General features: G+C 59.3%; 10 protein-coding genes. 2 read left to right on the top strand and 8 right to left on the bottom strand.

The window, feature by feature from the left end:
• Positions 1 to 23 precede the first annotated feature (23 nt).
• The 4 genes from MPJ51_RS04570 to MPJ51_RS04555 all read right to left on the bottom strand — a co-directional run bounded on the left by MPJ51_RS04570 (position 24) and on the right by MPJ51_RS04555 (position 6,775).
• On the bottom strand, positions 24 to 995 hold the full coding sequence (locus MPJ51_RS04570; protein ID WP_298382428.1) for a hypothetical protein: 972 nt from the start codon (positions 993 to 995) through the stop codon (positions 24 to 26).
• Between the two features lie 514 nt (positions 996 to 1,509).
• On the bottom strand, positions 1,510 to 2,067 hold the full coding sequence (locus MPJ51_RS04565) for an RNA 2'-phosphotransferase (RefSeq protein WP_298382425.1): 558 nt from the start codon (positions 2,065 to 2,067) through the stop codon (positions 1,510 to 1,512).
• Between the two features lie 10 nt (positions 2,068 to 2,077).
• A complete protein-coding gene (locus tag MPJ51_RS04560; protein WP_298382422.1) occupies positions 2,078 to 3,943 on the bottom strand; it encodes a TniQ family protein in 1,866 nt (621 codons plus the stop codon).
• Between the two features lie 549 nt (positions 3,944 to 4,492).
• Positions 4,493 to 6,775 carry an adenosylcobalamin-dependent ribonucleoside-diphosphate reductase gene (locus MPJ51_RS04555; protein ID WP_298382419.1) on the bottom strand — a complete coding sequence of 761 codons (2,283 nt, stop codon included), beginning with the start codon at positions 6,773 to 6,775 and terminating at the stop codon, positions 4,493 to 4,495.
• Between the two features lie 115 nt (positions 6,776 to 6,890).
• On the opposite strand from MPJ51_RS04555, the gene MPJ51_RS04550 reads away from it, so the two are divergent.
• Positions 6,891 to 7,322 (top strand): DUF1489 domain-containing protein, encoded by a 432-nt coding sequence (locus MPJ51_RS04550; RefSeq protein ID WP_298382416.1) that lies wholly within the window; start codon positions 6,891 to 6,893, stop codon positions 7,320 to 7,322.
• Here MPJ51_RS04550 and hisG read toward each other — a convergent pair.
• The 3 genes from hisG to hisS are packed head-to-tail and all read right to left on the bottom strand — an operon-like array spanning position 7,319 to position 10,584.
• Positions 7,319 to 8,008: an ATP phosphoribosyltransferase gene (gene hisG / locus MPJ51_RS04545; RefSeq protein WP_298382413.1), complete on the bottom strand. Its 690-nt coding sequence runs from the start codon at positions 8,006 to 8,008 to the stop codon at positions 7,319 to 7,321. The two genes, MPJ51_RS04550 and hisG, sit on opposite strands and share 4 nt — an antisense overlap.
• On the bottom strand, positions 8,005 to 9,093 hold the full coding sequence (locus MPJ51_RS04540; RefSeq protein WP_298382410.1) for an ATP phosphoribosyltransferase regulatory subunit: 1,089 nt from the start codon (positions 9,091 to 9,093) through the stop codon (positions 8,005 to 8,007). Before MPJ51_RS04540 ends, hisG begins: the two co-directional genes overlap by 4 nt.
• Before the next feature lie 3 nt (positions 9,094 to 9,096).
• Positions 9,097 to 10,584: a histidine--tRNA ligase gene (gene hisS, locus MPJ51_RS04535; protein ID WP_298382407.1), complete on the bottom strand. Its 1,488-nt coding sequence runs from the start codon at positions 10,582 to 10,584 to the stop codon at positions 9,097 to 9,099.
• A gap of 125 nt (positions 10,585 to 10,709) precedes the next feature.
• On the opposite strand from hisS, the gene MPJ51_RS04530 reads away from it, so the two are divergent.
• On the top strand, positions 10,710 to 10,904 hold the full coding sequence (locus MPJ51_RS04530; RefSeq protein WP_298382404.1) for a SlyX family protein: 195 nt from the start codon (positions 10,710 to 10,712) through the stop codon (positions 10,902 to 10,904).
• A 188-nt stretch (positions 10,905 to 11,092) separates the two neighbouring features.
• Here the strand turns inward: MPJ51_RS04530 and MPJ51_RS04525 are convergent.
• Positions 11,093 to 11,427, bottom strand: a 335-nt coding sequence (locus MPJ51_RS04525) for a DUF1731 domain-containing protein (protein ID WP_298382401.1), incomplete at its 5' end; no start/stop codon positions are given.

Raw genomic sequence — 11,427 nt, 5'->3', positions numbered from 1 at the left:
GAAAATCATAAAAAAATGGCTCACTAGGTGCGGACGGATACATGAATGTGGCTGGAGTCCTCAAAGAAGACCCAGTCAAATCCCGCCTCGACGGCCAACCGCCCCAAACGACCCAGCTTGTCGCCATCCAGCGGAAACACCGTCAGGTCTGCAGCGCGGCCCTCGTAGTGCAACGAGGTGCTGGCATGTTCGCCGTCTTCATCCCACGCTTCTGTCACGCGCAGTTTGACTCCACTCCACTCTGCCGCCACAGCTGTAGCCAGCTTGTCGAGCTTTTCCATCAGCCGCGCCGACATCACCCTGTCGGCGCCGGTACCTTCCTCATCCTTGAATATGATCTGCGCGTTTTGGTTGCTGACAAGCTGGGCAAATTCAGGGTCTGTTCTGTTGATGCGTTTGACCAGCGCACCGGAACTGGCAACTTCACTGGCATTGGGAACTTTCTGATGCAGCACCAGATCGCCAGTCGTCCTTTCGGTCCGAGGTCCTTCTGCGTCCGCTCTTTCGGTTTTTGCCGGCGGATTCAGCCCGAAATAAGCATAGGTTGCTGATACGGCGAGGCCGAGCCAGGTTGTACCGATATCGCCTAACGTCGGCAGGATGCCGGGGTACCACATCACACCGTACACCAAGGCGCTGAGGCCCGCGATGAGCCATAAGATCAGATAAAGCGAAACAACGCCATTCGTCAGCCGGCGCGTCCATCTACCGGTGGGCGAAAAACCCGCCATCTCGGGGGCACCACCCGGTCTAGTGACGCTGAGTACGGCAATAACTAGTGCCGAGACCAGACCGCCCACGGTTGTGACAACATAGATCAGCCCCTCTCGTACTAGCGGTGTGTCGGGAGGCTGGCAATCCACAGGCGGTTGACCTTCCACATGGCCGCAATGCGCCAAAACCTCCTGTATCATTTGATACACCGACCAACCGAATAGCATTAGCAGGGCTACAGCGATCAATCCGCCGAAAAAGAACGGGATTCCACCACGCATAAATCGCTACCTTCCCAACAAGTGAAGGTCATAATCAGCACCGTCGTCGGATGTCGCTTAAACCTACTTGTTTAAATTTTTTGGACTATAATCGTCGTTTTAATAGGGTTGACGATAGCAAAATGGCCACCATCAGTCCAGTATCAGCCGATTAGTTTCGCCAAGACTGCGTATTATACGCGTCAAAAACGAGCTGTTAACAAGCCTAAGTTCATCTGGTTTACGGACACGCAAATGGCGCGACTTGCACCCATCTTTTCCAAGTCCCCTAGCGAACCGAGTGCCGAAAATCAACGTGTCCAGGGTGAGATTATCTTCGACAATCGCAATGGCTCGCGATGTCGAGACATGCCAAGGGAAAACAACCTGCACGGTACAAAACACATTGATTAGAAGAGGCGGAGTAAACTGGAGGAAGCCCACTGGTGCGGAAAGGTGAGCACTACAGGAACACTTTGAAGGCGTGCCTACGCAGCGACGCTCGAATGCAGCATCTTGGCCATTTATCTTGTGGTCAGGTGCATTGCCACTGCTCTGCGATCATACCGAACCCCAGATAGGTCGCGGGCACTTTGTCTGTGAGCCAAACACCGTTGTCAGCACGAAAGAACTCAAAACCGTCCTCATACATGCGTTGCGCCTCGACACGTAGAACAACCGGCTTTCCGTGCCGCTGACCGACGCGCTCGGCTGTATCAGGGTCCAATGAAAGATGAACCTGCTTGCGACGCCCAGGATTTAGCCCGTCGGCAAATATTGCATCCAAATTGGCGCTGGCGGTGCCATGGTATAGTTCATCCGGTGGGCGTTGGGGTTCCAGGCCCAGATCCACATCAATTGAGTGTCCCTGGGCTGCCCTGATGCGCTGGCCATCATCAGACAGGGTGAAGCGCTTCTTATCGTTACCTTCGACAAGCTGAACGAGTTCGTCGCGGCTTAGCTTGCGGTTGGCTTTCTTCAGCTTCCGCAGCAGGTCTTCAACGCGAACCCAGCCATGCCTGTCGAGCTGAAGACCAATCTCTTCAGGTTTGTGCCGAAGCACCAAACTCAGGAATTTGCTTTCTCTGCTCATCTCAACACCTTCACAACTCCGGCCAGGCAATTTCATCATGCGAGAGCGGGAGGCGATTGGCCAGTTCTTCCACGCCGGAGGTCACCTCACTCCGCCTGAATATGCGTCCACCACACTCTTCCGGCATTTGGATAAACGGAACCCGCTCCTTTATGAGCTGGTCGCCGACTTTCCGGGTGCTGCCCCCAAGAAATTCCGCATAGTGCTTTGCAGGAATATAGCGCTCCAGAAAACGGTCGACAGAGCTATACGGCACCACCTGCACCGACTTCCGGGACACAGGATGACGCGCTCGAACCATTTTCAGATGGCTTTTGTCCACCAGATGGCGGAGGGTAGATGCATTGACACCGAGGAACTCCGCCAAGGTCGAGCGCAGATACCCGTCCGGTCTGATCAGGCGCAACGCTTCAGCGACCTCCCTTGGGTCCAGGAGCACCGACAGATATCCATCTTGTTCGACATCCCTGACCACAGTCTTCAGTTCGCCATTCTGGATCAGTCGCACCACATCGACTGCACCAGCAACAGCTTTGCGGCAGACCGACTGAATACCGACCAGCCCATCCGCTTTGGCCATCGTTGTGCGCGGCGCGATACTGGCGAGGAACGTATCAAGCTGCTTCTCATCATAATAAGGCTGCCCGGCTGGAGAACCCGCGATGGGTCGGATGATCCCACCTGCAACAAGAGCGCCAAACTGTGCTCTCGGCGCATTGATTTTTTTCTGAGCCGCTACCTGACAGATCGCCCCCGCAAAGTTTTTGACCAGTGGCGCCAATGCCTGTGCGTCGAGCACAACACCTTTCGCAGAGTTACCTACCTGACCCTCCGGCTTCAGAAAGCCGTTGGCACCAAGCAGCTCAACTGTCTGACGACGCCCCAGCCCCAGATCCCGCCGCAAGGTTTCAACACTGTGGACACGACGGGCTGCACAGGGTTTGCCAAGCACCGGCTCGCCTTTTCCAATGGGATAAGTCTCGACGAAGAACTTTCTGACAAGATCTCGCAAGGGCTCGTATTGCTCTGCATGGGATTGTTCCAGCCAGTTGAACAGGCAGCCGTAGTTTCTGCGCGAAAGAGATATGGGGGAACCGGCCTCACGATGCAGTCGACGCAGCAGGTGAAACACTCTTTCTTCACCTTCGGACAGGAGCTCAAAACCCCTTGCACCTGCGCGACGCTTTTCTGCGTCGGATAAATGCTTCAGCTTAGCATCGATACCAAACAGATCGACAACTCCGAAGATCTCAGCGCCAAGCGCAACCGCACCGAACCCGATATTGTCGAGCCATGTGCCCTGTTGTTCACCCGCCAATCGGCGGGTGAGATATTCTTCCAGACCGTTTGAGACCTGCGATGCACCCAGATCTCTCAACTGATCTGTGCCCAAATTGAGATCGCGGATACGCCCGGCGAAATCATGGGGCCCTCGGCTATGTGAATAGCTGTCGTCGTCATACAGCCTAACCTGGTGGTGGCTGCATGTCCGGATCGAAGGCACATGCCACGCGCATCGCTGTGCCGCACCACCCGCCGTGTCTGCCATGATGTCTTCTACGACACACACCGGGCAGAACCGCAGGCGCCTGCGCGTGATCCAGCGTTTCTCGATAAGCTGCCCGGCCAGCCGGTACTGCCCAATCGACACTTTGCAAACAACACCACACATCAGTTGAGCAAGTTCCACTCCGCCGAGCTGGGCGAGGATCGAAAGAGCCCGTTCATCGCCGTCAGCGATGGCCTGAAGCGTAAAGCCCTGATCGGTGCAGAACTCCGAGGCAAAGGAAAGACCATTCGCCCAGGCCAGGCGGGATGCGAAGGATGCCGGGGTCTCCCCCGACATCAATGAGATGAGGATCGGCAATACCTGCATTATGCAGCCCCCCTCTTGGTTGCTGGCGCTATCTCTAGCTCTGCACCGCTGAGAAGCTGACCCGTCTTAATGGAGCGGAAATTCTCTACAATGAAGGGGTTCAACGCATCAACACAACGCTTCTGTTTCCGATAGGCGCCCGCGAAGTGACTTTGTTCCAGGGTTTGGTTCCCATCGCGCAATGCTAGTTTGATAGCCGATATGATCAGCCCAATTTTCGACCCGAACTCGTAGCGGGCCGCATGTAGCAACCGTCGCGCGAATGCCGACGTCTCAAGCGTTTTGCCGCGCGACAGTTTTGCCGCATCGAGATAGCCGAACGTTATTGGTGGTGTTGTGACCGCCGCGAACTTCCGATTAGCCGCCTTTGGCTTCAGCTCTTGATAGAACCGCCAGCCCAGCGCATTCGTTCTTCACCGACACAATCAAAGATGCGAACGGCCCCGGGTGAAATCCGAGGCCGTTTTCTCATATCACCCGCCAAAATGATCTATTGAAACGTTTAGGTCATGTCGCGTGAAACGCCACAACAACAACACTTCGTATCGGCTAACTACATTTCGAATATCCACAACTGCGACAAGTCATACACCCCTCAATCATCGCCATATCAAACTGGCCGCAAGACGGGCATGCCTTGCCTCTCGGCCCATCCATGTTGACCACTTGCGCTTGAGGGTCGGATTTCAAACCCATGCCCTCGCCCTCAAGGAAGCCGATATTGATCAGATGTTGTTCGATCACACCGCCAATCGCGGCCAGGATCGACGGGATGTACTTGCCCTTGACCCAAGCCCCACCGCGGGGATCAAACACCGCCTTTAGCTCTTCGACCACAAAGGATACATCCCCACCCCGCCGGAACACGGCCGAGATCATGCGGGTCAGTGCCAGCGTCCAGGCGTAATGCTCCATGTTCTTCGAGTTGATGAACACCTCGAACGGGCGGCGACGTCCGCCGATGACGATATCGTTGATGGTCAGGTAGATCGCGTGCTCGCTGTCGGGCCATTTCAGTTTGTAGGTCGATCCCTCCAGAGATTGCGGGCGGTCCAGCGGTTCGGACATGTAGACGACCTCGCCGCCATCCACTTCATGCGGGGCATTGGCGGTTTCTCCGGGGGCTTTGTCGTCGCTCTCTGACACCGTCAGGACCGAGCCGGTGACATCGTTCGGGCGATAGGTGGTGCAGCCTTTGCAGCCATGATCCCAGGCCTGCATGTAGACGTCCTTGAAGGCGTCGAAGGAAATATCCTCGGGGCAGTTGATCGTCTTCGAGATCGAACTGTCGATCCATTTCTGCGCCGCCGCCTGCATGCGCACGTGATCGGACGGGGACAGCGTCTGCGCGTTGACGAAATAGTCCGGCAGGTCCGTGTTGCCGAACTTGTCACGCCACATTTGAACGGCGTAATCCACCACCTCTTCCTCGGTCCGCGAGCCGTCCTTCTGCAACACCTTGCGGGTGTAGGCATAGGCAAAGACCGGCTCGATCCCCGAGGACACGTTTCCGGCGTACAAAGAAATCGTTCCCGTCGGCGCAATCGAGGTCAGCAGGGCGTTGCGGATACCGTGTTCGTGGATCGCGTCGCGCACGTCTTCGTCCATCTGCTGCATCGTGCCGCTAGACAGGTACTTCTCGGCATCGAACAGTGGGAAGGCCCCTTTTTCCTTCGCCAAATCCACCGACGCCAGATACGCGGCGCGGGCGATCGCGTGCAGCCAGCGCTCGGTTTGACGCGCCGCCTCCTCAGACCCATAGCGCAGGCCCAGCATCAACAGAGCATCCGCCAGACCCGTCACGCCCAGCCCAATGCGGCGCTTGGCTTGTGCCTCGGCAGCCTGTTCCGGCAGCGGAAATCTCGACGCATCCACCACGTTGTCCATCATGCGCACCGCAGTGGCGACCAGCTCTTGCAGAGCGTCCTCATCCAGATGGGCCGCGTCCTCGAACGGCTGAGCCACCAGCCGCGCGAGGTTCACAGACCCCAGCAAACACGCCCCATAAGGCGGCAGGGGTTGCTCGCCACAGGGGTTGGTGGCCGCGATGGTTTCGACATAGCTGAGGTTGTTGGCCGCGTTGATCCGGTCGATGAAGATCACGCCCGGTTCGGCGTAGTCATAGGTCGCCTGCATGATCTTGTTCCACAGGTCACGTGCCTGAACCGTCTGATAGACCTTCTCACCAAAGACCAGTTCCCACGGGCCATCGGCCTTGACGGCCTCCATGAACGGGTCGGTAACCAGCACCGACATGTTGAACATGCGCAGGCGTGCCGGGTCGGATTTGGCGGTGATGAACTGTTCGATATCCGGGTGATCACAGCGCATGGTCGCCATCATCGCCCCCCGGCGCGAGCCTGCGGACATGATCGTGCGGCACATTGCGTCCCACACATCCATGAACGACAGCGGCCCCGAGGCGTCTGCGGCGACCCCATGCACATCCGCGCCACGCGGGCGAATGGTCGAGAAATCATAGCCGATGCCGCCGCCCTGCTGCATGGTCAGCGCGGCCTCTTTCAGCATGTCGAAAATGCCGCCCATGCTGTCGGGCACGGTGCCCATGACAAAGCAGTTGAACAGGGTCACCTGACGCGCGGTGCCCGCGCCCGCGGTGATGCGTCCGGCGGGCAGGTATTTGAAATCCTCCAGCGCCTGATAGAACTTTTCCTCCCAATGCGCAGGGTCTTGTTCGACTCGCGCCAGATCGCGGGCGATACGCCGCCAGCTGTCCTCGATCGTCTGATCGATGGGCGTGCCATCCGCCTGTTTAAAGCGGTATTTCATGTCCCAGATCTGCTCGGCGATGGGGGCGGCAAAGCGGCTCATTGGTGATTCCTTGAATTGAATAAGGTTAATAACCTAGCACCCACTACACCTTGATGAAAGTGAATACCGAGCTACAATATCAAGCGGGGCATCTGGACGACTCTGTGGGAAAGCTGTGGATAAGTACGTAAACCTCATAAAACTCTCGGTTGGCTCGGAAAGTGTCGACACGCTGATGGCGTGGCAGGACAGCCGCAAGCCGCTGTATGAGGACGGATGCCCGCGCCACGTGACCCGCATGTGGCCCAAGCGCGAAGCCGAGATTCTGAACGGCGGGTCGATCTATTGGGTCATCAAGGGCGTGATCCAGTGTCGCCAGCGCATCCTGCGGCTGGATGAAGTGCGCGGCGAGGACGGCATTCGCCGCTGCGCCATCGTGCTGGACCCCGAGGTCCATCGCACCCAGGCTGCTTTGAAACGTCCGTTCCAGGGCTGGCGTTATCTGAAACCCGAAGACACGCCCGCCGACCTGCCCAAGACCCGTGAGCAGGACGATGCCCTGCCGGACGATCTGAACCGGGCGCTGGCGGAAATCGGGGTGCTTTAGGCCAGACGATCCAGCAGTGCGGACAAGGCGGCCTTATCCTGTTCGGTATATTTCGCTACCCGGCTGCGCCACAGCGTTGCCTGCGATTGCAGGATCAGCCCGTCCGACAGGATTTTCAGGTGATTGGCCCGCAAGGTCTCACCAGTCGAGGTGATGTCGGCCACGGCCTCGGCGGTTTCGTTCACCACCGTGCCCTCGGTCGCGCCCTGACTGTCGACCAGATTGTAATCGGCCACGCCCGCCTCGGTCAGGAATTCGCGCACCAGCCGGTGATACTTGGTGGCGATCCGCAGCCGGTGCCCGTGGGTCTTGCGAAAGGCCGCCGCTGCCGCGTCCAGATCATCCAGAGTGTCCACATCAACCCAGCAGGCAGGTGTGGCGATGATCAGGTCAGCCTTGCCGAACCCAAGGCGCGAGACCTCTTCGACCTGCTGCTCCCAACGCGGCAGTTTCTCGTGCACCAGATCGATGCCGGTGACGCCCATATGGATACGTCCGGCGGCCAGTTCGCGCGGGATTTCCCCGGCGGACAGCAGGATCAGCGAGACCCCGTCGATCCCTTCGACCTTGCCCGCATATTCGCGATCCGATCCGCTGCGCGACAAGGTGATGCCGCGCTTTTCGAACCAGCCGAAGGTCTTTTCCATCAACCGACCCTTGGAGGGCACGCCAAGTTTCAGGCTCATTGCGCGTCCTCCTCAATCTCCAGCATCAGGTCAGGCCGCAGCACGCCGCCCACGGCAGGGATTTCCGCGCCGTTGCCCAATTGCCGCGTCAGCGCATCATAGCGCCCGCCGGTGGCGATGGGTGGCAGATCAGGGCGGCCTTCGGCGTAGAAACCAAAGACGAACCCGTCGTAATATTCCATCGAAGTGCGGCCATACGAGGCCTCGAAATCCAGCCGTTCGACATCGACACCCCGTGCCTGCAGCGAGGCGACGCGCGCCTCAAGCCGATCCAGCGCCGGAGTGATCTGGGGCAGATCGACCGCAATATCACGCAGTTGTTCCAAGGCAAACGGCATCGTCTCGCGCACATTCAGCAGCGTTTCCAGCCCGGCCAACTCGTTATCCGAAATTGGCGGGGTGTCACGGTCTTCGCGCAGGGCTTCGATACGCGCCTCGATTTCGGAGGCGCGGCGTTTGCCGATCATCGGGACATCCAAGCCCAGAGGGTTTTCAGCATCCAGCAGAGTATCTCGCCCTTCCGGCCCCGGTTTGCGCCCTGCGAACCGGTCCAGAAGAACGCGGAACCGGCGCGGACGCCACAGATGCCGCATCAACGCCGCCTTGCGCCGGTCGGTGGTGCGCAGACCCTGAACCGCCGCCGTCAGGATGCCGATATCGCCGGTCGCCGCGCGCAAGGGCAGGCCGCGCAATTGCAGCGCAAACAGTGAAAATACCTCGGCATCCGCGCCAGCGGGATCATTGCGGTCGAACACTTCATAGCCGACCTGAATGTACTCATTGGGCCGGTCCGGGTCATGCTCCTGCCGCCGGAACACCTCGCCGGAATAGGTATAGCGCGCGGGTTCAGCGCCTTCATTCATATGCATCTGCACCACGGGCAGGGTGAAATCCGGGCGCAGCATCTGTTCGCCGCGCAGCGCGTCGGATGTCACATAAGCGCGGGCGCGGATATCCTCGCCATAAAGGTCCAGCAGCGTTTCCGCCGGTTGCAACAGCGGAGGGTCCACGACCTGCGCGCCTGCGGCCTCGAACCGGACACGCATCATCGCGGCGCGGGCCTGTATCTGAGAGGTGTTCGTCATGGGTCAGCCCTGACTGTCCAATATCTCGCGCACCTTGGCGACCAGATCGCCGCGCGGCACTTCGAACTGGCTGGGGCGTTCTTTCCATTCCTCCAACGTGGCGCTTTCGGCGATCTTGGCGCCCAGGATCAGATCCTTGATCTGCACGATCCCGCTGGCCTTTTCGTCACCGCCTTCGATCACCGCGATGGGAGAGTTCCGCTTGTCCGCATATTTCAGTTGATTGCCAAAGTTCTTGGGATTGCCCAGATAGACCTCGGCCCGGATACCAGCATTGCGCAGCTCGGCCACCATTGCCTGATAATCGGCCATCCGGTCGCGATCCATGACGGTGACAACAACCGGCCCTGTCGCCTCGGCGCTCAGCCGTCCCTTGGCGCGCAGCGCGGCCAGCAGGCGATCCACACCGATCGAGACGCCGGTGGCCGGAACCTCTTGCCCGGTAAAGCGCTTGACCAGATCGTCATAGCGACCGCCGCCCGAGACCGATCCGAACTGCCGCTTACGGCCCTTTTCATCAAGCACTTCAAAAGTCAGTTCCGCCTCATAAACCGGGCCAGTGTAGTACCCCAAACCACGCACGATGGACGGGTCAATCTCGATCCGGTCCGAGCCGTACCCGCCTGCGTCCAGCAGCGCGCCGATCTGTTCCAGTTCGGCCACGCCCTCGGCCCCCATTTTGCTGGCCCCCACGGCGGCGCGCAGATTGGCCAGCGTTCCGCCGGTGTCAGCGGCCTTAGAGGTCAGGAAGGCCAGCACCGGCTCGGCCTGATCGTCGCTGAGGCCCACGCCGTCGATAAACGCGCCCGAGGCGTCCAGACGGCCCTTGGTCAGCAGCTCACGAACGCCCTGTTCACCCACCTTGTCGAACTTGTCGATGGTGCGCAGCACGTTGTCGCGGGCACCGGCGTCCTCGGCCAGCCCCATCGCTTCCAGCACGCCATTCAGAACCTTGCGGTTATTTACCCGCACCAGATAGTCGCCGCGCGGAATGCCCACGGTTTCCAGCGCATCGGACAGCATGGCACAGAGTTCCGCGTCAGCGGCCATCGAGGCCGTGCCCACCGTATCCGCATCGCATTGATAGAACTGCCGGAACCGCCCCGGACCCGGCTTTTCGTTGCGCCAGACCGGACCCATCGCATAGCGGCGATAGGGCGTGGGCAAATCGTTGCGGTGTTGCGCATAGACCCGGGCCAGCGGTGCGGTCAGGTCATAGCGCAGGGCCATCCAGTCGCCCTGATCGTTCTCGTCAAACTCCTGCCACGCGAACACGCCTTCGTTCGGGCGGTCCACATCGGGCAGGAACTTGCCCAGCGCCTCGACCGTTTCGACCGCGCTGCTTTCCAGCGCCTCGAACCCATAGCGATGATAGACACCCGCAATGGTCCGCAGCATCTCGGTGCGCTGCGTGACTTCCTGGCCGAAATAGTCACGAAACCCTTTCGGCGTGACGGCCTTGGGGCGGGGCTGTTTCTTGGGCTTGGCCATGTGGGGCGTCCTTGGGGCTGAGTGTTCCGCGCGCGGTCTATCCCATGCCCCGCATCGGGGCAAGGCGGGGTTTCTCTGGCCACGGCGTCACAGGGTCGCTATGAGCAGCGTATAAGGAGAACCCAATGCAGCATCTGGAAGAACAGATCGCCCATCTGACCCGCACAGTCGAAGAGCTGAACACGGTCGTCACAAGCCAACAGGCCGAGATCGACCGCCTGACCCGCCGGGTTGAGATGCTGTTGCAGCGCGAGGCTGAGCGGGCACAGGAAGGGTCAGGCGGGGTTGTATTCGGAGACGAACGCCCGCCGCATTATTGAGGGGGCTGCTGCTGCCTCGGGATCACGGATTGTTTGCCCGCCATGCCGAATTTGACTGTGGTCTCGTGCGGGTTTGGATTCACGTCGCTTAGCCAGCCAACTGGTGGATTGGATCAAAGCTTTTCAGGAACAGGGTGAACCGCCAATATCCCACCCCGCCTTCGGCATTTTTGTTCCTGACCGTCCTGTCATTTGCTCCGGAGTAACGGGGTTTGGGCCGGGTTTTCCTGATCTGGCCTTTCTGCCCTGCCAGGTTTCGCCCCGGTTATCACACGTAAGGCCGGAGCCAATGCCGGATGGGTGAACCTAAACCCGTGGTTCAGCAACCGAGTTGGCAGAACGTGCTGGCCGCTGACCATTGTCTCGCGGCCCATCTCCCCCAAAAGGGTCGTTAATATCCGCGCGGGGAATTTCATCATGGCTGGACGGTGAAGGGCTTGCGCAAGCGCCTGCGTGAATTCAGTGTTCCGTACCGGTTCCGGCGCGGTGGCGTTGATCGGCCCGTCGATGTCTTTGCGCATCA

The organism is Ruegeria sp., from assembly GCF_028066395.1.
GTDB lineage: Bacteria > Pseudomonadota > Alphaproteobacteria > Rhodobacterales > Rhodobacteraceae > Ruegeria.
This window is presented reverse-complemented; position numbering and strand designations above follow the sequence as displayed.